This is a genomic window from Bacillus sp. JCM 19034, from assembly GCF_001310635.1.
GTDB lineage: Bacteria > Bacillota > Bacilli > Bacillales > Bacillaceae_D > Halalkalibacter.
The window spans coordinates 62,194-85,028 of sequence record NZ_BAXR01000008.1; the positions used below are offsets into that span (position 1 = coordinate 62,194).

Consider the following 22,835-nt stretch of genomic DNA (forward strand, 5'->3'; position numbering starts at 1 on the left):
TCTAACTAAACAAAAAACAATCCTCCTGAAAGGAAGGTTATATTTGTATAGACATTCTTTGGTCGCTAATTTCTATTCCCAGATTGAAATTGCACACTTCACTTATAGTTTTCTTGCTTTGATTACAAAAGTTACAGGTAGCATTTTTGCCTTTTCAGCGAAATCGCTGGCACGTGTTTGTATTATCTCCTCATCAGATTGCTCAATCAATTCTTCAATAACAAAACCTGATTTTGCTAGCGCATTCACATAGGTTGATAATTTACGATCCGATAAAGTTAGAGCACCTTGATCAAGAGATACCGAGTACCAAGATTCATCGAAATAAGACTTTTTAAAAGCAAGGATATCATTTTCTAAAGAGACACATTTGTGTATAGGGTGAGACCAACTGAAAATAAATACGCCGTCTTTTTTAAGATAAGAAGCAATCCGAGAAAAAGTACCCTCAAGATCGGTGGTCCAGCCAATGGCGTAAATCGAATAAACATAGTCAAAATAATCCATCGGTATGCCACATTCTTCTTCCATGGGAGAACAAATCAATTTTGCTGAAAGACCGCACGACGTCAAATGTTGCGTTGCCTTTTCGATTTGTTTTTCTGATATATCCATACCCCATAGTTCAGATGCTTTGCGATCCCCATGATACTGCAAGGATTGACCGTTTCCACAGCCTATCTCCAGCATCCTTTTTCCTGAGACGTCACCAAAAAGCTGGCATTTTTCTTCTGAGACAAATGAGCCATATAAAGGAAGCACGATCGTTCCTAAAAAGTCATTACCTTTTGTATCCCAATAGAAACTGTTTGTTTTATAAACCGTATTCTTGTCCATGCCGATTGAGGTCGCACTGCCAACCTCGCCAGCACCTATAATGTTAGGTCTATATACAGAATTCTTATCCATGTCAGAACCCTCCCAAAATATTAGAACTTTCCTACACCGTTACTTCAATAAGAAAAAGCCATTCTCCTTCTTGAAGAATAGCCACCCTTTAGTTGAGATGCTTTTTTTGTGTGATAGTATCGTTTTATTTAAACTTCTTTGAATATATAAATTCTGTAATTGGAACTGTAACAAAAGTAAGACCTACCACTATAACCAGTGGATAATTGTCAATTTCATTGAAATCGCCTGTTCCTTCAGAAATAAATAGTATTAAACCAGATAAGATCATAAGAACATAATAACCTATTCTTGCACTTTGGGTTTTTATATGTCTATATAATTCATCCTTCTCGCCACCACCTTCAGGATCACCCCAATTCAACCAATTAAAAAAATAACTTAAAAGCTAAAAAACTAAAGAAAATACCAGCTGAATCTACAGTTCCAGAACTAACCCACCTGTATAAGGTCGATCCTCCAATTGTTAGAAAAACAACAAATACTAAAATAGCGATAATACCTTTGGTTTTATTCATGACTTCCCCCCCATTCTTAGAGATAAATAAATCTTCCATTGCAACACCTAAAGTCCTTGCAATGTCAAATGCTAACTGCAAACTTGGGTCATATTTGTCATTCTCGATTGCGTTAATCGTTTGCCTACTTACATTACATAATTCCGCTAATTTACCCTGTGAAAGACTTTTTTTTTCTCTGTACTCCTTAATTCTATTTTCCATTTCATCTGCCTCCACATTTACAAGGTGTAAAAGACCTTTTACACCTATATAATAAAATAAGGCAATGGATGTGTCAAACATATTTGACACATCCATTGCATGAACATCTATATTCCATTTCTATCTTTCTTGTACTATTCTGCTCGTTAGCTTAAGTGAATAACTTCACAACATCGTAAATCTCTATACTATATCATACCAGAAGATAACGAATTATTGATTATTTCAAAGCCCTTTTCGTCAAACGTTTATAGCTTCAGTTTTACAAATTTTCGTTTTCCTACTTGAACAATGACGTCATCGGTAATGGTTAGTTGTAATGCTTTATCTTCCACCGTGTTTCCATTGATTTTCACACCTTTATTTTCAATCATGCGACGGGCTTCGCTTTTCGAGCTTAAGAGCTTTAACTCAACAAGAAGGTCAATAACAGGCAGTTTATTATTTCCTTTCCATTCAACTACCGGAATGTCATCAGGTAATGATCTTTGTTGGAAAACGGAAATAAAGTGTTGTTCTGCTTTTTCAGCCTCCTCTTCTCCGTGGTACATTCTAACGATGGTTTTGCCTAGTAACATTTTTGCATCTCTTGGATGTAATTTCCCTGTTTCGAGTTGATTTTTGATCTCTTTAATTTGCTCTGGAGTGAAATCTGTAATCAGTTCATAGTATTTACTAGTTAACTCATCTGGAATAGACATGGCTTTCCCGTACATTTCTTGTGGGCTTTCATCAATTCCAATGTAGTTTCTCTTTGATTTTGACATTTTTTCAACACCATCAAGCCCCTCTAACAATGGCATTAGCATTGCTACTTGCTTTTCTTTGCCGGACTTTTCTTGAAAGTGTCTTCCCATCAAAATGTTGAAATGCTGATCCGTTCCACCGAGTTCGATGTCACATTCTAGTACAACCGAATCATATCCTTGCATTAACGGGTAGAAAAATTCATGCAAGGAGATAGGTTTTCCAAGTGCCAATCTTTCTTCAAAATCGTCTCTCTCCATTAGTCTTGCTACCGTAATTTTTCCGGCTAGTTGAATAACATTCTCGAAATTTAATTTAGAAAGCCACTTCGAGTTATAGTGGAGTTCCACTTTATCCATATCCATCACTTTCCCGAATTGCTCGAAGTACGTTTTGGCATTGTACTTCACTTCTTCGTCCGTTAACGGCTTCCTTGCTACTGACTTACCTGTTGGATCTCCAATTTTCCCAGTGAAATCGCCAATTAGTAATTGAATAATGTGGCCGTTATCCTGAAAATGTCTCATCTTCTTTAAAACAACCGTATGACCAAGGTGAACATCAGGTGCAGAAGGATCTAATCCTAATTTAATTTTTAACGGTCGATCCTCAAGTACCGATTTAGCAACCTTCACTTCTAATTCTTCAACTGGAATAATCTCTTGTACACCTAGTGTGTATAATTCCATCTGTCTTTTCACTTCGATTACTTGCTCATCTGTTAATTGGTTCATAATCTCATTCAATTCTATTCCTCCTAAAATTAGATATAAAAAACCACATCCCTAATAAATAGGGACGTGGTTTTGCACGCGGTACCACCCTTGTTGGAGTATACAACTCCCACTTACTTGAATAACGGTCAACCCGTCTTTGTTATCTTAACAAAGAAAGCTCAGGGAATGTAATTCGCACTATCTATGTGTCGATTCACACCACCCATCGACTCTCTGATACAGGGAGATAGTTACTACTTGATTTCCCATCCACGCTCTTTCTATATTCAAATGTCTATTCAAAAGCCACAGTCTTTAATGACCTTTCTTAACAACTTTGACATATTCTTTTGCTCATCTACCGTTAGACTAGAAACAATCTCCGCTTCACCTTTGTGGAAACGAGGATAAAGTTCTTCCATTACTAGCTTTCCCTTATCTGTTATCGTAACATACGTAATTCTTCGATCTCTCTTGTCCACTAGGCGATAACAGAATCCTTTTCGCTCTAACGTATTCGTAACATTACTAACAGTTGCTTTCGTTACCCCAACTGACTCTGCTATTTTTTTTGTTTCCATCGACTGCTCTATCCATAAATCATAGAGTATAGAAAATGATGTCCAAGAAAGCCCATACTCGGATAAAACTTCTCGTTCCATTTTATTTCTTAACCCTTGTGCCAAGCGATAGATATTTGTTACAACGGAAATAGCATCTAAATTTAAAGAATTGATTGGAAGTTTGGTTAAATGATTAATTGTATCTATTTCTTTAGGGAGTAGCTCCCCATCCTTATTAAATGAATATATACCATCTCCCCCTCTCAAATTCGTTAGCTATGAAACGATACTAGCAAAAAAAACACTTTGCTGCAAGAAGGAAGTTTACGAAAAATATAATTTTTTTGGAATAAGAGTTCATCAAGTTTTCCAAACCTCTTTAAATCTACATTATGTCCCAACTTACTCCGAAATTAGAAATACTCTAACTTTATTATTCCTTTATTCGTTCTAGTACTCGATTATAACCTTCACTCCCATAATCTAATAACTTTTTCACACGAGAAATCGTTGCTGTTGATGCACCCGATTCTGACTGAACATCCTGATACGTCATTCCTTCTTTCAACATCCTAGCAACTTCCAAACGTTGTACAAAGGTATTTATTTCTTTCGGTGTACACAAATCGCTAAATAAAGCCAAGCATTCTTCTTCTGTTTCTAAAGATAGCATAACTTTGAATAACTGATTTATGTTTTTTTGAGGCAATTTTTTTAAAAACAACAAATTTTCCTCCTTTCCTTTCTGTCGACATACCTTCCTTTAAAGTTGAGTAAGAAATCCTGTCTTATCATTGTTAGCTATGAAACGATAATAGCAAAGAAAAATCTCAATTTGCAACAATAAGTATACTAACTTGTACTTTTACCATACGTTTTTCTTATTAAATAGGCAAGCTTCCGAACATGATTAAATACAAATTGAAAAAAACAAAAGCAGCGAAATACACACAATGTTGTAATCGCACTGCTTTTTCTAAGATATTCAAACAGCTTATTTGTCTTCTCTAAATAATTATTATTTTCTAAGGGATAAGTCATATTCACGAATACTTTCTTTCGTATTGTGAGTTGTCTGTTGTGATTGATAGTGAATAAATGCCCCAACCACCTTTATTTAAAATAATTTATTCCAATGGCTTCTCTTACTTCCGATAACGTTTCTGCCGCAACTGAGCGTGCATTTTGACTTCCTCTTTTCAACATTTCATACACATAATCGATATCTTTTTTATATTTATTTCTTCTGTTTCTAATCGGTTCTAATTCTGCTTGAAGAAGATCATTCAAGTATCTTTTTATTTTGACGTCTCCTAAACCGCCTCTTCTATAATTTTCTTTCATTTCTTCTAGTGTCAATTTATCTGAACAAAATGCATCTAGGTATGTAAACACGGTATTATTCTCCACGTTTCCAGGGTCTTCTACTCGAATATGATTCGGATCGGTGTACATGGACATCACCTTCTCTTTAATGATATCTGGGGAATCGGAAAGGTAAATGGCATTCCCTAACGATTTACTCATTTTGGCTTTACCATCAATTCCAGGTAACCTCCCCGAACCCTTTTCTGGAAGTAATACATCTGGTTCTACAAGTACTTCTCTTTTATAAATGGAATTAAAACTTCTCACAATTTCTCTCGTTTGCTCAATCATAGGTATTTGATCTTCTCCAGCAGGAACTGTTGTTGCTTTAAAAGCAGTAATATCTGCCGCTTGGCTAACGGGATAAATGAGGAATCCAGCGGGTAAACTCTCGCTAAAGTTCTTTTCTTTTATCTCATTTTTAACTGTGGGATTCCTTTTTAACCTAGTAAGTGTAACGATATTCAGGTAATGCATGGTTAGCTCATTAAGCTCTGGAATTTGTGATTGTACAAAAATATTGACCTTAGAAGGATCGATACCTACTGCTAAATAATCTAATGCAACTTCAGTTAAGCTGCTCCTTATTTTCTCTGGATTTCTTGCATTGTCAGTTAAGGCTTGTTGGTCTGCAATCATGATAAAACTATTGTATTGATCTTGTAATTTAATACGATTTTTCAAAGACCCTATATAGTGTCCAATATGAAGTTTGCCTGTCGGTCGATCCCCGGTTAACAAAATTTCCTTTTTCATGTGCCCTCTCCTTAAAATTTTATACTAAAATACAAAAACTCCGCCCTAAATCAATAGGACGGAGTTTATATCCGTGTTGCCACCTAAATTGCGTAATTTATTTGTTTTAACATCCATTACACCACTTATTTTCAAGTACGTTCATACTCTATCCGCTATAAGGTGCAGCCCACCACTTAGCTACTCTCTTACGATTTCACCTTGTTCCTTCGAGGTCCATTCATTAAATTTCTTCTTGCTAGGTTCTCAACTCCCCTAACTCTCTGTAATGAAGCTAAATTTAATTACTACTCCCCATCATAGGACATTGTCATTATTTTATTACATACATAGTATCATACTATTCAAAATTATTCAAATTCCTTAGTAGACCGCTTTCCTCACGTCTTAAACTCCTGTAATCGTTTGTATAAAAGCTATTTCACCATTTGTAATGTTAACTTATCTTTTAACATTGACCTATATGAGTCAATTTCGTATTTTGTATTGTTGATTTTTTCTTTTTTCATTTTTAACATGTCGAATATTTCTAACTCTATGTTTCTTCTAGCTTCAAGAACTCTTATTGCTCCTTCTACACCTGAAATTTTATGTTCTTTTCCATAGCCTTGATTAGTGTAATAGTCAATAAATCCAGTGGACCAATCTGGTGTTCTTTCTTTTTGTACCTTCTTAAATGAAAATTCAAGATTATCTTGTACTATGTAAAATAACATTGGATTCAAATTCTCTATAATTTTTGCCAGTCTCCTTACATAATTTATGACATTTTCTTTTCGCCCGCCGCATTTTATCATGCCAATAGTTAGTGGATTTTGTATGAAACAACATTCAAAGATATAAACTTTATTGTCTTTTAAAGCAATTTCAGCAAAGTCATTCCATTTGTCAGCAATTAATTCAACATTTTTATCAAATGGTAATTCATATATGTCATTTTTTAAAACTAGGTTTAACAATTCATCTGAGAACCCTAAACCATATTCATTTTTTATTTTTCGATATGGTAGTAAATAATTTTCTCCCTTTTTCGTTACTTTATCTCTAAAAACATTTTCTAAATTTCCACTTTTCAATAATATTTCATCGAGTTCATTCTTAGTAAAACAGGACACGCCATCATAATCAGCAGGATGGTCTAAGTTCCCTTCAAGGAACAACTCAACTTCTATATTCTTTTCAGTTAAAATATCGTAAAGTAAATTTGCAGTAGTTGATTTCCCAAATCCAGGAAGCCCTTCTACAATTAATAACTTTGTCTTCATGAAAATTCCCCCTTCCTAAGACTGAGATTAATAGGTTTTATATTTCCACTGCACTCACCTCTAATACTTAATATAATGTAATTCTACATTTTAATTACGATTTACCTTCTTAAACTCTTGGCCCGTTAGTTCCATAAAGTTTATAGTATAATTTTTGAAACATAAAGTGCCATTAGTGCAAGAGGTGCTTGGGCAATAAACCCTAATATTAAATAGCTTAGAAGTCTTATTTTAGTAATTAATCTTTTAGAAATAAGAAACTTAGCCGTAAAAAACGAATAAGGAATTAAAATCAATACTGATGTAATAATGCCTGGAACATAATCTTTGAAGAAAAAGAATTGCAATATATGACCGAAACCATTGGCTAAAAGAATTCCAGGTACTAAGAATGCAAGAAAAGTAGTTGGTTTCATGCCAATAAACCTGTTGCCCAAGAATGCTTTATAACAGCCTATTGAAGCAAAAATCCATAGTAAAGTAAAAGCAAATGAAAATTCCAAAGTTGTTACGCTAAAAGGTATTATATTTGAATTTCCCTCAAGAAACTTCTCAACTGTTAGGATTTCTTCAATATCATGAATTAAATACAATGGAGGGAAAAGTAATAAGAGCCTTCTAAACTTTGCTACATCATATTCTTTATATGTTTCCATGCTTTCTCCCCCTTCTCTTTATTTATTCAATACCATTGAACAAACCCCTTTGAATTTACTTTTTATTCCACTAAACTGCTTCTATTGTTGAAGAGCGTGAGCCCTGTTGTGCTAACGCCACCCGTTAGTGCAATAACGTTAATTCCACAATCTATTTACAAGCTGAAGTTTTTCACCTGAAAATTTCAACTCATATATATCAGGTTTAGATGTGCTTTTCCAAAAATCATATCCGTACTCGGCATTGAAATAGTTCATAATTCCTCTAATTCTTCCCCTAACTCCAGAGTACCACCTGGAACTTGAAGTCCATAAGATTCCATACCTTCTTCTAACATTGTAAGTAATTGAATTTTTCCATCCTTTATACGCGTTATATAAGCAGTAACTTTAGTTAAGTTTTTATATAAATTCATAGAAACCTCCCTTTCAATAATGTTATTGAAGAAACCTGCTTCGTTAGCACAATAAGCGATAGCAGTTGTTACGCTATCACTCCCCGTTAGCTCAATAAGCTCATATTTACAAATGTATCTTTTAAAGATTTGTATTCTCTGTCTAAGATACTCATAAATACATCTGTTTCATACTTACCTTCAATTAAAGCTCCTTCTCTTTCAACACCTTCTTGTATAAAACCACACTTCTCGTAGCACTTTATAGCCCGCTTGTTATATTGAAGCACACGTAAATCTACTCTATGTAATTTAAGTTCTTCAAAAGCATACTGTAATACTAACTGTGTAATCTCTGTTCCTAATCCTAAACCCCAAACGGAAGGGTCAAATAAACCCACAGCATAACGTGCACGATTATCAACCTCATTAACTGATAGTCTTGCTTGACCAACTAATCGTTCTTCAAACTCTACACACCATTCCAGCTTATTTGATTTGATAGCTTCTATAAACTTTTTCGCTTGCTCCGTAGTCTTTGGTGAAATATTCATAGTATCTCCACCATACATTCTGACAAGTTCTTTACTTTTCTCAACATTTAAATAATCCTCAATATCTTTTTCTATTGGTTGTCGTAAAAACACTTAATTCCCTTTAATAAGTGGAGACTTATTCATTTTTCCCCCTCCAAAGATTAGATTTTTTATTCTATTCGCTCTTTCTAATCAATAAACCTTCTTAAACCAAACTGTCCCGTTAGCACAATAAGCGATAGTTGAACTAGAAAAGCCACCTTATTGGGCAGCTTAATCTTAAATCCTTTAAAAAAGTTCATCTTTCCAGTTCGAAAAGGAACATTTGAACCTCTCTTATATTTTGCTTGAGGTTATTGCTCAGACTTCTCATCAGCAGGTCTTCGTTTATGTTTTTCATTAATTATTTTTTTGTTAAGTATTCTAACTTCACCAACCATAAGCAACCTCATATCCTCTACGATATACTTAGCTAACTCTTCGTCAGTAATGTCCTCTCCCTCAATATCAAGACGAAATTCCTGCCCTTGTATTCCGCCTCCATTCGTAAACTCGATTTCAAAGTCGAATTGAACTCTTTTATCCATTTTGAATCCACCTTATGTTAGTTTTGGGTTGATCATTATATACATATTCTAGTTGAATGAAACAATAACCTTCCTGAACTAAACTGCTCCGTTACTTCAACAAGAGAAAAGCGATAACCTTTATTAAGCTATCGCACCCTTTAATTTAACAAAATATATCCTTTAACCTTTTAAAATCACTTTTCCTTTGGTGTTATTTAAGGATTCAACAACATGAACTGCCTCTTTTACATTCGATAAGTCATATTGAGAATATACGCTCCTTAAATGTAACCTTTTATCATTTATTAGTGTTATCACATGATTAAAAGTATCTTGCCATATTTCAGTTGAAACATTTTTATTCCAATGCCGTAAATGAAAAATATTCGCTTTTACTTTCGCCTTATTTGCAATTGCTCCCCAATCAACCTGTATTCCTGATAAAAGACCTATTGATAAAAAACACCATTAGGATGAACAGAAAAAGCTAAATTAGTACCATGTGAACCCCCAATGGAATCAATAGCAGCATTAGCACCTAGTCCATTTGTTAATTCCATAACCGTTTCATATAATGAGTTTTTTGAAGTATCAATCACATAAGAAGCACCTAAGTGTAATAAATCCTCTGTATGCTTATTATTTCTAGTTACCGCAATTAACCGAAAACCAAGCACCTTTGATAATTGAGCAAAAATACGCCCAATGGAAGAACCACAAGCATTTACCAATATAACATCATCTGGTCTTAACTTTAATACTTCGGTACATACAACCCACGCTGTAATTGGATTTATATACATCTGCGAAGCAATAAAATCCTCAATAGAATTCGGAACAACAACTGCTAGATCTGATGTTGTCTTAACATATTCTTGCCATGTTCCATCCCCTCGTAAAGGTAAGACACGTTTACCAATAAGATTTTGAGATACGGAAGTCCCCACACCTTCTACAATTCCGACACCTTCATAACCAGGGATATTCGGTAATGATATACGATGAGAATAAGACCCTCTAATCGGTATTAAATCAGAAGGATTTATAGGACGTGCTACCATACGTACAAGGACTTCATTATCTTTTGGTGGTTCAATGCTAATATTTTCAACTTTTAATACATCTTGAGGACTTCCAAATTCGTAAAATTTAATACAATTGGCAAACAAAACAATAAGTCCTCCTTTAAAAAATAAGTTAGTTGTCTTTTTAGTTATACCATCTTTCACTAAACTGCTCCGTTAGTTAAATAAGAAATGTTAATACTAGATACTAAATGATAAACCTTTAGAAAGTAAGTATTCTTCAGCTTCATTTATTCTAGTACCGTTATCCTTACAAACAATTCGTAACGTTGCTTTAACCACTCATAAGACCTATCACGAATATGTGAGTCTTCGGCACCTTGTATTAAAGGAACCACTTTAGAAAATGAGTCAAAAACTTGATAAAGCTTCGAAGCACTCCAAATGTTCAATTTTCCTGTTTGTGATGTACTGATAGGCATCTAACATAGGTTCTTTAAAGCAAGTTCCGAACCACGAGTAACCTAATGTAAGGGTATTCGCTATATCATAACGAGGGTCTCCTATAAACGCTTTTTCCCAATCTGAAATATATAATTTATTTTCATTAGTATTGTATTCCAAAAATGATAATCTCCGTGATTTAAAACTTCAGTAAATGAAACATATGGGTTTCTACCAAACGTAAATTGAACTGGGTGTTTGTAATATTTGCCCCCAGTGATGTATAGATGTGTAAAGGTTTAAGATTGTTGCTTGCATTTTTGTGCTGAAGTCATAGAACTAACACCTTTGTTTACAAGTTTAAAACATAGACCACCTTCACACGAATATTATTGTAAATGATAGTAGGATCCCCAAATTGCTTAAAAACATTATCACTATTACTTATAAACTGTAACATTTGAGATTCAATTTCTTATTCGTAAAAAGTAACCAATCTTTTCCCTATAAACATTCTTTAAACGTTAAGATTAATTTCTCTCCATTCTTGATGGACTTCATCTTTTTCAAACGTTGAGTATCTGCTCTTTTTGCTATCGTATTTCAAGACAGGAATAGTACCGCTTTTTTCAACAGTACCATCAATATAGAAATGACTCTTTCCATCCCAATAAACCTTCCCTAGATATGTTTGATCATTCGCTATCTCGGCACTTGAAATATGACCTGCAATAATATCTTTATAAAAAATCCCACTTCAGCTGGATATTTATTTGTAAAATATTCTTGAGGTGTTCCGTGTTTCCATAAGTCACCGGCTTCTTCGAGAATCCCAGCATGAACGAATATTTGTCGAGCTGTTTCCAGATAACGAGGTTGGTTATAAATCGTTTGAAACCATTCCAACAAATCATGGTGTTTCTTCTTAATAGCAGCTTTAAATAGATTACTTATTTCATCATAGGAGCCACTTGTAGATTGAATCCTATCAAGAACTTCTCTATACTCCTCAAGAGTAAAGAAGCTTTTAACTGTCCTCATGCTCTTGTCTTGAGATAACCATTGTAGTTCGTCAATTTTCGAATATAACCAATCAAGAAACATTTCATCATGATTCCCTAACAAAACAGTAGTTTGTTCCGGACGGCGTTCAAATAAACCCTTGATATAATACAATACTTTACATGAATCTCTTCCTCCATCAACAAAATCGCCTAAGAAAAGAATAGTGTTTTCTTGATTCTTTAAATCGACGTTTTTCAATGAATCCACCATTTGTTCATAGTAACCATGAATATCACTTATAACGTATATATTTGACACTGTATCACTCCTCGTATATTAAGGAATAATTAATAGTTTAGCATTTTCCCTAGAATTAACCAGCTGCATTAGCCCTCTTGGTTCTTAGAACTTCTATATCAAGAGTTATTTACCTGCATATCTTTCCTATGAATTTCTTATTTTCTCTCCCTCTGCGACTTGTAGTTATAGGTCCTATCATTGGCTAGTTGTTTATTACATTTATTAAAAAGAAGAACACATCTTAGTTCTTTCCATAAGAGGAGGGCTATTTGTGAATAGAATTATTGATAACAGCGGAGAAGAACATGAGTGGCTACTTATAATTGTAACGATTTAATCTCTACTAACTATTAAGTAGATTAAGGATTAGAGGAATATAAAAGTAAGGTAAAAAGGAAAATTTAAACCTTACTAAGAAAAGAGGAGGATTATCATCGATAATGATAATCCCCTTTATGTGTAAGTTACAAATTAAATCTGATATAACCTTCGGACCACTATTCCCATATCTTGAGCAATAGGCATTTACTCTGCTAATTCTGCTCGAGCAAGATTGCGGTAATGCGAAAGATAGACAAATAAAAAGTCAAGAAAAAAATTTAATTGAACTTGACATCAATGAGATGGTGTTATATATATATGTGACAGTCACCACTGACTTACATTAATATCGAAGAATGGGTGTATAAGGTTAATCTTAATTTCAAAGGAGATGAATTCATGACAACGGAAAAGAGGAATGATAAGTCGGTCGTTTGGATGAACGTATTTACCATAAAGCCAGGTAAGCTCGATGAATTTATTGCTATCCAATCTGAAGAGTTACAAGCATTTGCACGAAATGGAAAAGTTTTGGGATGGCTCGGGAGTCGACTGTATCGTTCCGTTGATGACAATAAAGCGACTATGATGTCAGTATTCGAAAGTGTAGAAGCACACAAAAGTTGGAATGAGAAAGCTGACTTTTCGGAGCATATCAAAAAGATTGGCCATCTGATCGAGAATACAGAGGGTGGATATTACACTGTGGGGGAAAGTGTTGGGATATTTAAGTAAACTGATATCAATTTTGGTCACACGAATATTCCTTGAAGCGCGTAACACGGTTTGCACCTCTTCATTCTACTGTTTGTCAACAAATTATACCTCTCTTCCATTTTTGAATCATTTTTAAAATTTATTTACCTTTACTTGCGACCTTGTACTTTTACCATACGTTTTTCTTATAAAATAGGCCAGTTCCCAATCTTTGTTGTTTTCTTGGGGATTGCTTTTTATAAGCTATGAGTAATTAATACTTGTAAAAAAGCAGAGCGAATTAAACAATTTGTTGAAATCGCTCTGCTTTTACTATAATCAAACAGCTTATTTGTTTTCTCTTCCCCTTTAACAACAAGGTATTCACCCTAAGGCAATTGGATTACTCTTGCTCCTTCTAGTGACGATGTTGAATTTGTCATGACCCCAGCATAATGCATCAACTTGTTATTCACCGCTTCGTTCACAGCAAAAAATGTTATAGGTTTAAAATAGAGTTTAATCAAAAACACCTTCCAAACTCATATATTTACGCTAAATTGAAGAACCCGTTTTGAAAAAAGATTGATCAAATATGGATTCTTCAATTGTTAAACATTGCACATTGTATGAAAGAAAGTTTAATCATTTTCTCTGATCGTTCTTCAACTAAAGCTCCCGTTAGTTGAACAAGAAAAGCTGTCATAGCCGCAACCTTCTTTTATTGGACTCTTACTACTAAAGGGCGTTGGCCCATGTTGAAATATTTATCTGATGTCAAACTATATTTGTTTACCAAACCTTGTTCTTTCCATTCAATTTGTCCATCGTATTGCAAGCCGATTTTTTGTAAAATTCTTTCGGATGCAATGTTCTTAGGATTTACCGCAGAAACAAGTGTTTTAAGTTTCAGTTTCTCAAAGGCATATGGTAAAGTAGCCCTTGCTGCTTCTTGCCCATAACCTTTTCCCCACGCACTTTGGTTATATCCGTAACAAATTTCAGTGCCATTGAGTATTTCACAATACTTAAATCCACAATACCCAATATACTTCCCTGTTGACTTCTCAATGACAGAAAAAACTTTATTATCACTCGATTCAAACTTGCCGCACGCTTGTTTATGAATAACTAATGTTTCTTCGTAACTTAATGTAATAACACCTCCTGTATATTTCTTTGCCTCTGGATTGTTATTCATCTCCCAATACTCGTCAAAATCCTCTATACTTGGAGGTCTTATTATTAATCTTGCTGTTTCTATTTCCAAGGTCATTTCACCCCTAAATTATTAATAATCTTCACAATCACCATTATAAACTTTCTACTTCCTACTTTTTATTGAACTAACCTGCTCCGTTAGTTGAATAACATCGACTACTCCACCTAATTCTAACATTAATTTCCTTAGTTCTAAGAAGGAAAAGGAAAAACGATTTAATTCCTTTAAATAACATCGCGAATTTTTTAAACCATCGTATCTTTTTTATAAACAGTACATCTTTATTTTAAATCTACAAATATAGTCATTTGTGGCTATCGCTTTTAATGCGTGAAGTCTTCCATCTTGGCTGACATGCTGCCAAAAGTCTGACTTTTCTTTGCTTAAGCCAGCAAAGTCAGTGTAGTGGCTCTTAAGCTCAGTTCCCAAACCTAGTACGATAAGTCGTCTTTTTCTTCAATGATATAATCGGCCATTTCAAACCCTCCTGTTTTTAATCATTAATCAAATGATTTGTTCACTTCACTTGATATGAATATAATAGCAATAAATGGTATCAAAAAATGATACCATTTAGGAGGTCACAATAAAAAAACAGAACGGATTAATGTCATCATGCGATTTATCAATGTTTTAAAAATGTTGAGATAGAGTTATGAATTCATTCATCACTAGGTAGGGTTACATAGACAAGGAGGAGAAAATGACTAACTTAGGAAAGTATAAGCAAATGCCACCAACCTTGGAGAAATTAATAAAGCTAGAAAGAGAACTTGAAAAGGAAGGCTATTCGTTAGATAGAGATTTATGTTTCATCTTACAGACAGAATATTTTGCTTATGACGTTACTCCATATGACGTAATCACTTTTGCAAGTATAGGAAGTGATGGTATACATTTTGGATTACTTACTGACTTTGGGAAAGTTACTCATTTAGAAAATGCATTTGTTGTCTGCATAAGCCCAATGGATTTTGGCTCACACATAAATATTGTTGCTAGAAACATCAAAGAATTTTTCAGTCTTGTTTGTACTATGAAAAGTCCTGTTGCAATATCTAATTTTGGATTTATTAATAGTGAAGAACAGTACACCACTCTAATCAATGAAATTAAAGAAGAAGAAAAGGAACATCCAGAGTACACAGAAAAAGCAGACTATATAATAGACAGGCTACAAACAGTATTGGAATGCGATGTCATCGAAAATGTTTATGATTATGTGGAAAAGAAAGTGATCTCTGATAGAAAAGAACAAACAATTTTATCTACACTTGATGGTTTAGGAATAGTCCCTGTAAATGAATCAAATGTCCATCATAGTATATATAGACTTGAAGCAGATTCTAAAATTAATATGGATGATATTCAATCGTTTTTTAATAATGCTACAATTGAAAGTAAACTATCTTTCATTAGAGACGCTCAATTCACATATTTAATATCAAATGAGACAGATTTAAAGAAGTTTGTCATTAAAGAAATGCTAGAACTGGGGCTTTATGATGAAGTAGCTAGATTAAAGAGGATTGATACATAAAACATTCTTTTGATGTAAACCTTTCCCCGTGTTGTACGATTCTTCACATCATCTAATAAATATCAATAAAGAGGTGTAATCTTAGTGGAACATATGAACATGAAGCTAATCCATATTGATTGGGATGGCCCATTTAAACTTTCAGAAATAACAAACATAACTGATATAGAAATTGACTACGGAGTTTATCAGATTTATGGGAGTCACATTGTATATGGTGGAGATACTTTACTCTATATTGGAAAAGCTGATAGACAGACCATAGGAAAGCGCATTTCACAGGAACATTGGTGGTGGGATACAAACGATCCCAACAATCTACAAATCTACATTGGTAGGTTAGCAGGAGAAACTACCCCTTCTGATAATCAGTGGTCAGAAGAAATTGACTTAGTGGAAAAGCTACTAATTAACGTACATAAGCCTTCGTATAATACCCAAAATCTAATTACTATCCCCGATCAAAGACTTCAAAACATCCACATTTTGAATTGGGGCTATTATCGAGATTTACTTGCAGAAGTATCAGGCTTAAGATGGTCAACCACCTTAGACAATATGGATTATGATATCTATAGATATAAATAATCAGAGATTAAAGGAGTGCAGCCCTTGGCATCAGACTTTGCTGCAATTTATTAGGTGTGAATTGAAGCATACTTCTATTTCTGTTCATGGATGCTAGACTAAATTGAGGAGTTTTTTTTCTTGATAAGACTGAACACTTTCTGCTCCAAAGAACCTCCAATCACGATTAACACATCCTGAATTCACCGAAGTTATTTATTTATGTTTTCAGTCCCAGATTTAAATATAATCTCTGGAACCGAAAACATATTTCCATCTCCTCCTCCCTCAATTTGTGGATTATTTTTTTGAAGGAGGTTTTGGTAAAAGCAAATTTCAAATAAGTACTGGTGCCATTATGATTGTTTGTCATTGGAAATTTATACTAGTTACAGAGCTTGATCAATTGATATTTTCTCCCCAGACCATACCTTTTTAGTTGTCCAGTCAGCACTACCTTGCCAAAAATCGTCTTCTTCGGTTAATCCAAGTGGTAGAAACACGGTCGCACATAAATACAAACTACCTGTTGAAATATACGGTTCTCCCAATTCTGGTTGGTGACCACAAAGACCAATTTGAAGCCAACCATTCTCGTCAAACGTTCCTTGCATCTCTATTAATCTTTGAATGACCGCAGTTAAAGCACAACGAACCTGATTAGGCTTAAGTGAGCTGTCTAACCTATGCTGTAATGCCATTTGTGCCAAATGTTGGAATGCCCCAAAACGATACGTGATTGAACGACCTACTATTGGGAATGTTCCTTCAGGTGAAATACTCCTTTCTTGTATAACAGCAAAGCGTTTTGCTCGTTCAACAATAGGCTGTTTCATTTTCATCCAATCACTTGATTGGGCAGATATTTGATCAATGATGTCAACTAGCATAGGTTGTATGACAAAGCTATTGTAATAATCTGCATGGAAAACAGGTCCATCTCCATACATACCGTCCCCTAAATACCACTGTTCATGTTGCTTTAAGGCGTAATCAACCCTCATTGGATCCCACTCTTCCCCTACTAGCATCAATGTTGTTTCAATCATTGCAGAAAATAGCAACCAATTGTTGAACAGAGGTTTTCGGTCACGTGTCGATTTTAAAGCCTTTATGACATTAGACTTTACTTCTGGGTTAAGTTTTTCAAAAAATTCAACAGGTGCCCGAAGAATGGCATGTGCAAAAAAAGCCGTATCGACGATAGGCTGTATACCAGATGAATAATTCATGTAATCTGGAGATTGTGGATCTGTAGCAGCATCTATCCCTTTTCTAATAAGATCAGCATATCTCTTTCTTAATAAACCTTCTTCTCCTTCATCGGGACCTTGTTCAATCCATGGAGCCATACCACACAACAACCTTGAGAACGCTTCCAGATGACTGTAGTTTTCTCTGTCTGGGATAGTAGCTTCAACTGGCATAAGGATTTTCAATTGTTTGTTTGCTAATGAAGTAAGGACAGGTTCGGCAATTTTTTGTAATGTGGTGATCCAATATTCCCGTTCACTAGACGCTTTCATTTTGTACACATCCTTTTTCTACGTTTAGAAAATTCTCTTTTTCCAACCATTCAGCTTCGCAATAGCTTCAACATAATAGTAATCACCATAGATGAGTGATACATCAACATTACTATCTATAGGCTTATGACTAGTCCCATGAAGAAGAATCCCCTGATGATCGGGCTGCTCCCAAGTTCCATAATTGTGAGTCAAAGAGTTTAGTATATTAAGTGCTGCCACTTTATACATCTCTTTCTCATTTGTTGGTACAGCATCAGCGATCTCCAATAACCCTGAAGCAGCAATAGCAGCAGCAGAACTATCTCTTGGCTCATTTTCAAATTTATCTAATCGAAAATCCCAATAAGGAACAAAGTCATTTGGAAGTGCTGCAATAAAGTGATGAGCGACACGTTTGGCTGCATCTAAATATCGCATATCCCCAGTATGTCGGTACGTATTTGCGAATCCGTATAGTGCCCAAGCATTTCCTCTACTCCAAGCTGAATCTCCTGCATTCCCTTGACCACCAATAGACTCAATAAACTCGCCTGTATCAGGATTAAAGGATAAGATATGACTAGTTGAACCATCATCTCTTATTCCATAGGTTAATGTAGTATCTGCATGAATTTGTGCGATATGCTTATAGCGTGGATCTCCAGTAACTCGACTTGCCCAAAATAATAATGATATGTTCATCATGCAATCAATAATTGCCCAACCTGTTTTGTCATGATTCCATGCACGGATATATCCACCTGCAGGGTTCAAACGACCAGCTAAATAATTTGCTGCCTCTAAACCAATTCTGAGGCTTTCTTCATTATTTAAGATTTCGTGTTTTATAACAGCCGTTAGCAAAAACTGAAAGCCTACGTCGTGGTCTACTTTTATTGGATGTTGATGAAAACATTTTTCTAACTTTTCATCCCAATCCATCGCAGCATCTTTAAATCTTTTATTGCCTTTTACATCGTAGAGAACCCACAAAATACCAGGCCAAAAACCTGAAGTCCACCACTCATAAGGCATATCGTCATATATCCCGTCACTCCCTGTAGCATGTGGGGATTTGTCGCCTAACTGTTCAATCATTCTTTCAACTTTCTTTTCTAATTTATTTAGGACAACATCTTCTTTCAGTGTAGACATAGTTCATTCCTCCATTTCGTTTTAATTTCATAATAAACCGTTTTCACGTTGAATAATTGTTGTATAATAACAAAAAATATCGTTCTATTGCTCTAAAAAGGAGGAACCTTATGAATACGTTATTTGAACACATTCCCTTCGATTTCAAGCCATTTCATCTTGTTTATCGTAGAATCTCTAGCGATAACTTTAAAGGTTATTATCACTGGCACCAAGGTTGCGAATTACTTTTCGTATACCGCGGGCAGGGAAGGGTGATTGTTAATCAACAAACATACGATATCAAAAAAGGAATGCTGTTCTTTTTTCAGCCGTTCCAGTTACATAAGGTACATGTGGAAGTCTCACAACAAATACCTTATGAACGTAGTATTCTTCATTTCGATCCGGTTAGCCATAGCAAAAATCTTCACTTATTTCCGACCTTAAACACTCTCTTTCATCGTTTGCAAAAAGGGGTTTTAACCCAGCAAGCCTTTGATTTAGAAAATGACTATCAGTATATCTTAGAAATCTATCATGCTTTGAAAACTTCCATGGTAAATAATTATTGGCAGGAAGATAGTCAGCTTTTTCTCATGCAAATGCTTTCTTGTATTCGAAGAAATAATGACTATGTAGAAAAAGACTCTTCATTATATAATTTACGTCCTTTACATTATTCTGAAACCATTATGCAATGGATTGAAGAACATTACATGGAACCTTTTGATTTAGAACGCTTGTCAGATGAACTTCATTTATCAAAATCATATGTTTCGAGAATATTTAAACGTGAAACTGGCAGTAGTTTAACTGAGTATCTTATTGTTCGAAGAATGAAACAAGCATGTCATTTACTTCAGACTACCAATACTCCAGTTGAAGTCATTACTGAAGATATTGGTCTGTCGAACGTATCTTACTTTATTCAGCTCTTTAAAAAAGTAATTGGAACAACACCGCATCAGTATAGGCTTTCTTACAAGATAAAAAAACACATTAACAGCCTTTGGATGAGACTCTCGCTCATTGGCCTGGCGACACCCCTTTTTCATATAAATTAACGTATTCCAAGGAACAAACAGGTTCCGTTAATATTGGACAAATGACGATGAGTCTTCACTCTGGTACTCATGTCGATGCACCGTTACATTTTCTTAATGATGGAGAGAAAATTTCCGATCTAGAACTAGATGTTCATATCGGTAAAGCTCGAATCGTAGATTTCTCTTCATTTGCAAAATTGGATGAGGTATCACTTAGCCAGATCGATTTAGATGGGGTTACCCGTTTGCTGCGGGCCTATTGAGGTAATTTTCTTCAATATTCTTGGCCAGATGTTCGATAAGGGGTAATGCAATTGTAACCTCGTGTAAATAATGAAAATAGAGGCTAAGGTATCCTATATTTTTATTTTTTATTCGAATGGGCGTACAAACACTTGACAGCTCGGCAAACATCTTGTTGCTATGCCGATCGCCAATTACGACAGAAGCTGATTGACGCTCCATGGCTAAGGAGATGGCATTGATTCCTGCGTGTTTCATTGCGAATGATGTACCGTTTCTTATATTACTTCTTTCAAAATAAGCTTTGAACAAATCCGCACCGAAATAATTGATCATGATTCCATCAGGATCCACAATCACTAATAAATATGGGATAGACAGTAAATTATCCAAATTACTGGTTTCCTCTTGCAGTAAACACATAATTTCTTTTCGTTCAATCAATCTTTCTTTCAGTGCAGACTTACAGATAATATTAGGAAAACGATCATTTCCTTCTAGCAATGTTCTTTGGCACATTAATTTCCCTTCTTTCTATTAAGAATAAGTAATTAATAATGAAATCGGTCTCCTATTCATCGCCGTTTTTTAGCTCAGTATCCCCTAGCGAAAAATAAAAAACCCCCATCCATTAAAATAAACATCGCAAAATAGGACGGCGGTTTCCGTCGTATTCGGCAACTGGCTGGCATTGCGGTCTTTATGTAAAACCACATTAGCCCCTATAGCTTTGCGTCGCCACTTTTCAGTGGGTTTGCTATTATCGTACGATTTATGAAATTGTCATATACATTACAATCATGTCGCTTGTTTATGTTTTATAAGAAAGTCAAATTAAGCGACAGTAGGAATAAAATCCTTAAAAATTTTAAAAGTAGATAGGAAAAGTACACCCTATTTTAGAGTTTCTTCTAATCAAATTTTATAAATTGCTGTTTTTACGATAGTACAATGAATGACTGTGTGTAGATTTCTCACCTCCTTTAAAGGCGTCAACCAAAAGACACAAAAATCCCGTCCATGGTTAAATAGACGGGTTATCCGTCGTATTCGGCAACTGGCTGGCATAGTGATTTCTTTATAATCCACCTTAGCCCCTGTAGCTTTGCGTCACCACTTTTCAGTGGGTTTGCTATTATCGTACGATAATCGATATATATTTTAGATAAATTTAATATAGCAAGTCTAGATTTCAGCAACAATGGTCCGAATGTAACTTTTTTAATTTTTTTAACAATTTTTACAATAGTTTAAACTATTATGATTAAAAAGAAAAGTAATTTGGATAGCTATTGGTATTCTATTAATTGATTTCTTCTCCAGAAACTCACTCTATTATAACAGTAAACTACCACTATATCTTGAATATAGAAATAAATAACCTCATTTTCATTATCTGGAATCCCCCATCTAAAAAGAATGAATTCATCATAAGCATAGAAAAAAGTAGAGGAAAAACAACAGTATTCCATTCCTCATAGTGGTGAGATTATCGAATAAAAGTATGACCAATATTCTTACCTATTCTTCTATGGACATGAATTTCTCATCATCCTGCCAATACACATCTAAGCCTTCGATAATCGTTTCGAAATCTCCAGAAACAATAGTATACACATCTCTTCCAACAATTAACGTGTCATGATTAAAATCAAACATGACGGAATCGTATCCGGTTTGCAGGGTCATACCATTCGCTAATGAGTACGTATCTTTAAATAGATCTATTTATAATTCTATTGTTTTTAGTTGTTCCAATAACGTATCGATCTCTCCTTCAACAATCTCAACTATATATTAACCCATAGGCAACTATACGATAGTAATGACTCTTCTCAGAAAACTTTCTGCATATTCTTTGTTTTATAAGTGCAAGTTTCTACTTCTTCAAAATTTATTTCCAGGTCCTATTTTGTTTATTTTCTCCTTAAAAATAAAAATGACCCACCTTGGTCCGCATTGCTAAGAGGCGTGGTGGGTTCAATTATTCTCAATGAGAATTCTAATTTTTATAATGGTCAACAACAGTATCACTATTTCCTTTGCTAATTAAATAGAGTGTATCACTTAGTTAGTAATGCACTGAGTTGTACAGTTCTGTTACGCTATCGCACCCTATAGTTGAAGAAGGAATAATTCTATTTACATTCTAAACTACATAGAAAACGTTCTACACCTGGATACTTTTCACCCAAACTCGTAATTTTGAAACCAATATTTTTATAAAAATTTACAGCATCATTATCGGTTTCAGCAGTTAATAAAGATATTGAATATTTCTCACAAATAAAACTAATCATTTTCCTTCCAATACCTTCTTCTCTATGGCTTGGAGATACTGCTATATGTTTTATTTCACAATGTTTTGAACTTGAAAATTCTAATCCAATACAACCAACAACCTTACCTCCAATGTCATAACCATATAACTCTCGAACTGGTGAATAGATATATAGTTCATACTCGCGTTCAATATTCTTTTCTGATGTTGCAAAGGATAAAAGATGTCTTACATTAGATTGAATAGATGTCGTTTTAATTACCTTCATTAAATACGTCACTTCTTTCAATAACCTTTA

At 34.5% G+C, this 22,835-nt stretch carries 22 protein-coding genes, 4 pseudogenes, 2 riboswitches and 1 other annotated feature; of the genes and pseudogenes, 5 read left to right on the forward strand and 21 right to left on the reverse strand.

Going from position 1 to position 22,835, the window contains the following annotated elements; genetic code table 11:
• Positions 1 to 102: 102 nt before the first annotated feature.
• The 13 genes and pseudogenes from JCM19034_RS13150 to JCM19034_RS13215 all read right to left on the reverse strand — a co-directional run bounded on the left by JCM19034_RS13150 (position 103) and on the right by JCM19034_RS13215 (position 11,994).
• Positions 103 to 909, reverse strand: coding sequence for a class I SAM-dependent methyltransferase (locus JCM19034_RS13150; protein ID WP_062050397.1), 807 nt, complete (start codon positions 907 to 909; stop codon positions 103 to 105).
• A 536-nt stretch (positions 910 to 1,445) separates the two neighbouring features.
• Positions 1,446 to 1,631: pseudogene (locus tag JCM19034_RS13160) on the reverse strand (helix-turn-helix transcriptional regulator); the annotation flags it as partial.
• Positions 1,632 to 1,879: 248 nt separating this feature from the next.
• Complete coding sequence (gene tyrS, locus JCM19034_RS13165) at positions 1,880 to 3,112, reverse strand: tyrosine--tRNA ligase (RefSeq protein WP_062050496.1); 1,233 nt, start codon at positions 3,110 to 3,112, stop codon at positions 1,880 to 1,882.
• A gap of 57 nt (positions 3,113 to 3,169) precedes the next feature.
• Positions 3,170 to 3,376 (reverse strand) — a binding site (T-box leader).
• 17 nt (positions 3,377 to 3,393) lie between these two features.
• Complete coding sequence (locus tag JCM19034_RS13170) at positions 3,394 to 3,924, reverse strand: MarR family winged helix-turn-helix transcriptional regulator (protein ID WP_269431706.1); 531 nt, start codon at positions 3,922 to 3,924, stop codon at positions 3,394 to 3,396.
• A 166-nt stretch (positions 3,925 to 4,090) separates the two neighbouring features.
• Positions 4,091 to 4,381, reverse strand: a complete 291-nt coding sequence (locus tag JCM19034_RS13175; protein WP_062050401.1) for a YerC/YecD family TrpR-related protein — start codon at positions 4,379 to 4,381, stop codon at positions 4,091 to 4,093.
• Between the two features lie 389 nt (positions 4,382 to 4,770).
• On the reverse strand, positions 4,771 to 5,781 hold the full coding sequence (gene trpS, locus JCM19034_RS13180; protein ID WP_062050403.1) for a tryptophan--tRNA ligase: 1,011 nt from the start codon (positions 5,779 to 5,781) through the stop codon (positions 4,771 to 4,773).
• Positions 5,782 to 6,197: 416 nt separating this feature from the next.
• Entirely contained in the window at positions 6,198 to 7,046 is an 849-nt protein-coding gene (locus tag JCM19034_RS13185) for a hypothetical protein (RefSeq protein ID WP_062050405.1), read from the reverse strand.
• Between the two features lie 140 nt (positions 7,047 to 7,186).
• Complete coding sequence (locus JCM19034_RS13190; RefSeq protein WP_062050407.1) at positions 7,187 to 7,702, reverse strand: HXXEE domain-containing protein; 516 nt, start codon at positions 7,700 to 7,702, stop codon at positions 7,187 to 7,189.
• Between the two features lie 254 nt (positions 7,703 to 7,956).
• On the reverse strand, positions 7,957 to 8,118 hold the full coding sequence (locus JCM19034_RS21840; protein WP_156323981.1) for a hypothetical protein: 162 nt from the start codon (positions 8,116 to 8,118) through the stop codon (positions 7,957 to 7,959).
• 86 nt (positions 8,119 to 8,204) lie between these two features.
• Positions 8,205 to 8,744, reverse strand: coding sequence for a GNAT family N-acetyltransferase (locus JCM19034_RS13195; protein ID WP_231686954.1), 540 nt, complete (start codon positions 8,742 to 8,744; stop codon positions 8,205 to 8,207).
• A 242-nt stretch (positions 8,745 to 8,986) separates the two neighbouring features.
• Positions 8,987 to 9,220 carry a hypothetical protein gene (locus JCM19034_RS13200; RefSeq protein ID WP_062050409.1) on the reverse strand — a complete coding sequence of 78 codons (234 nt, stop codon included), beginning with the start codon at positions 9,218 to 9,220 and terminating at the stop codon, positions 8,987 to 8,989.
• A gap of 162 nt (positions 9,221 to 9,382) precedes the next feature.
• Positions 9,383 to 10,371: pseudogene (locus JCM19034_RS13205) on the reverse strand (zinc-dependent alcohol dehydrogenase family protein).
• 1,002 nt (positions 10,372 to 11,373) lie between these two features.
• On the reverse strand, positions 11,374 to 11,994 hold the full coding sequence (locus JCM19034_RS13215; protein ID WP_231686955.1) for a metallophosphoesterase: 621 nt from the start codon (positions 11,992 to 11,994) through the stop codon (positions 11,374 to 11,376).
• Between the two features lie 702 nt (positions 11,995 to 12,696).
• Between JCM19034_RS13215 and JCM19034_RS13220 the strand changes: the two genes are divergently transcribed.
• On the forward strand, positions 12,697 to 13,032 hold the full coding sequence (locus JCM19034_RS13220; protein ID WP_062050413.1) for a putative quinol monooxygenase: 336 nt from the start codon (positions 12,697 to 12,699) through the stop codon (positions 13,030 to 13,032).
• 353 nt (positions 13,033 to 13,385) lie between these two features.
• Here the strand turns inward: JCM19034_RS13220 and JCM19034_RS23320 are convergent.
• The 3 genes and pseudogenes from JCM19034_RS23320 to JCM19034_RS23325 all read right to left on the reverse strand — a co-directional run.
• A pseudogene (locus tag JCM19034_RS23320) lies at positions 13,386 to 13,487 on the reverse strand (transcriptional regulator); the annotation flags it as partial.
• Positions 13,488 to 13,714: 227 nt separating this feature from the next.
• On the reverse strand, positions 13,715 to 14,263 hold the full coding sequence (locus JCM19034_RS13225) for a GNAT family N-acetyltransferase (RefSeq protein ID WP_062050415.1): 549 nt from the start codon (positions 14,261 to 14,263) through the stop codon (positions 13,715 to 13,717).
• Positions 14,264 to 14,512: 249 nt separating this feature from the next.
• Positions 14,513 to 14,691 (reverse strand): annotated as a pseudogene (locus tag JCM19034_RS23325) (effector binding domain-containing protein); the annotation flags it as partial.
• A 227-nt stretch (positions 14,692 to 14,918) separates the two neighbouring features.
• On the opposite strand from JCM19034_RS23325, the gene JCM19034_RS13230 reads away from it, so the two are divergent.
• Together JCM19034_RS13230 and JCM19034_RS13235 are read left to right on the forward strand one after the other, a co-directional pair.
• Positions 14,919 to 15,755: a hypothetical protein gene (locus JCM19034_RS13230; RefSeq protein WP_062050417.1), complete on the forward strand. Its 837-nt coding sequence runs from the start codon at positions 14,919 to 14,921 to the stop codon at positions 15,753 to 15,755.
• Positions 15,756 to 15,848: 93 nt separating this feature from the next.
• Positions 15,849 to 16,343, forward strand: a complete 495-nt coding sequence (locus JCM19034_RS13235) for a hypothetical protein (protein WP_062050500.1) — start codon at positions 15,849 to 15,851, stop codon at positions 16,341 to 16,343.
• Between the two features lie 368 nt (positions 16,344 to 16,711).
• Here the strand turns inward: JCM19034_RS13235 and JCM19034_RS13240 are convergent, their stop codons facing one another.
• On the reverse strand, positions 16,712 to 17,848 hold the full coding sequence (locus tag JCM19034_RS13240; protein WP_062050419.1) for a DUF2264 domain-containing protein: 1,137 nt from the start codon (positions 17,846 to 17,848) through the stop codon (positions 16,712 to 16,714).
• A gap of 24 nt (positions 17,849 to 17,872) precedes the next feature.
• Positions 17,873 to 18,985, reverse strand: coding sequence for a glycoside hydrolase family 88 protein (locus JCM19034_RS13245; RefSeq protein ID WP_062050421.1), 1,113 nt, complete (start codon positions 18,983 to 18,985; stop codon positions 17,873 to 17,875).
• A gap of 110 nt (positions 18,986 to 19,095) precedes the next feature.
• Between JCM19034_RS13245 and JCM19034_RS13250 the strand changes: the two genes are divergently transcribed.
• Together JCM19034_RS13250 and JCM19034_RS21115 are read left to right on the forward strand one after the other, a co-directional pair.
• Positions 19,096 to 20,031: an AraC family transcriptional regulator gene (locus JCM19034_RS13250; RefSeq protein ID WP_062050423.1), complete on the forward strand. Its 936-nt coding sequence runs from the start codon at positions 19,096 to 19,098 to the stop codon at positions 20,029 to 20,031.
• Entirely contained in the window at positions 19,977 to 20,276 is a 300-nt protein-coding gene (locus tag JCM19034_RS21115) for a cyclase family protein (RefSeq protein ID WP_082394058.1), read from the forward strand. Before JCM19034_RS13250 ends, JCM19034_RS21115 begins: the two co-directional genes overlap by 55 nt.
• Here JCM19034_RS21115 and JCM19034_RS13255 read toward each other — a convergent pair.
• The 3 genes from JCM19034_RS13255 to JCM19034_RS13260 form a co-directional block, all read right to left on the reverse strand.
• Positions 20,251 to 20,775, reverse strand: coding sequence for a hypothetical protein (locus JCM19034_RS13255; protein WP_062050425.1), 525 nt, complete (start codon positions 20,773 to 20,775; stop codon positions 20,251 to 20,253). The two genes, JCM19034_RS21115 and JCM19034_RS13255, sit on opposite strands and share 26 nt — an antisense overlap.
• Before the next feature lie 154 nt (positions 20,776 to 20,929).
• Positions 20,930 to 21,025, reverse strand: a riboswitch (cyclic di-GMP riboswitch).
• Positions 21,026 to 21,305: 280 nt separating this feature from the next.
• A riboswitch (cyclic di-GMP riboswitch) is annotated at positions 21,306 to 21,400 on the reverse strand.
• Positions 21,401 to 21,777: 377 nt separating this feature from the next.
• Positions 21,778 to 21,915: a hypothetical protein gene (locus tag JCM19034_RS21845; protein ID WP_156323982.1), complete on the reverse strand. Its 138-nt coding sequence runs from the start codon at positions 21,913 to 21,915 to the stop codon at positions 21,778 to 21,780.
• Between the two features lie 479 nt (positions 21,916 to 22,394).
• Complete coding sequence (locus JCM19034_RS13260) at positions 22,395 to 22,805, reverse strand: GNAT family N-acetyltransferase (protein ID WP_062050510.1); 411 nt, start codon at positions 22,803 to 22,805, stop codon at positions 22,395 to 22,397.
• Positions 22,806 to 22,835 lie beyond the last annotated feature (30 nt).

Excerpts from the sequence above, each read along its gene's own strand:
- JCM19034_RS13150 (WP_062050397.1), bottom strand. The coding sequence starts at position 909 with ATGGATAAGAATTCTGTATATAGACCTAACATTATAGGTGCTGGCGAG.
- tyrS (WP_062050496.1), bottom strand. The coding sequence starts at position 3,112 with ATGAACCAATTAACAGATGAGCAAGTAATCGAAGTGAAAAGACAGATG.
- trpS (WP_062050403.1), bottom strand. The coding sequence starts at position 5,781 with ATGAAAAAGGAAATTTTGTTAACCGGGGATCGACCGACAGGCAAACTT.
- JCM19034_RS13185 (WP_062050405.1), bottom strand. The coding sequence starts at position 7,046 with ATGAAGACAAAGTTATTAATTGTAGAAGGGCTTCCTGGATTTGGGAAA.
- JCM19034_RS13190 (WP_062050407.1), bottom strand. The coding sequence starts at position 7,702 with ATGGAAACATATAAAGAATATGATGTAGCAAAGTTTAGAAGGCTCTTA.
- JCM19034_RS21840 (WP_156323981.1), bottom strand. The coding sequence starts at position 8,118 with ATGAATTTATATAAAAACTTAACTAAAGTTACTGCTTATATAACGCGT.
- JCM19034_RS13200 (WP_062050409.1), bottom strand. The coding sequence starts at position 9,220 with ATGGATAAAAGAGTTCAATTCGACTTTGAAATCGAGTTTACGAATGGA.
- JCM19034_RS13220 (WP_062050413.1), top strand. The coding sequence starts at position 12,697 with ATGACAACGGAAAAGAGGAATGATAAGTCGGTCGTTTGGATGAACGTA.
- JCM19034_RS13230 (WP_062050417.1), top strand. The coding sequence starts at position 14,919 with ATGACTAACTTAGGAAAGTATAAGCAAATGCCACCAACCTTGGAGAAA.
- JCM19034_RS13235 (WP_062050500.1), top strand. The coding sequence starts at position 15,849 with ATGAACATGAAGCTAATCCATATTGATTGGGATGGCCCATTTAAACTT.
- JCM19034_RS13240 (WP_062050419.1), bottom strand. The coding sequence starts at position 17,848 with ATGAAAGCGTCTAGTGAACGGGAATATTGGATCACCACATTACAAAAA.
- JCM19034_RS13245 (WP_062050421.1), bottom strand. The coding sequence starts at position 18,985 with ATGTCTACACTGAAAGAAGATGTTGTCCTAAATAAATTAGAAAAGAAA.
- JCM19034_RS13250 (WP_062050423.1), top strand. The coding sequence starts at position 19,096 with ATGAATACGTTATTTGAACACATTCCCTTCGATTTCAAGCCATTTCAT.
- JCM19034_RS13255 (WP_062050425.1), bottom strand. The coding sequence starts at position 20,775 with ATGTGCCAAAGAACATTGCTAGAAGGAAATGATCGTTTTCCTAATATT.
- JCM19034_RS21845 (WP_156323982.1), bottom strand. The coding sequence starts at position 21,915 with ATGTTTGATTTTAATCATGACACGTTAATTGTTGGAAGAGATGTGTAT.
- JCM19034_RS13260 (WP_062050510.1), bottom strand. The coding sequence starts at position 22,805 with ATGAAGGTAATTAAAACGACATCTATTCAATCTAATGTAAGACATCTT.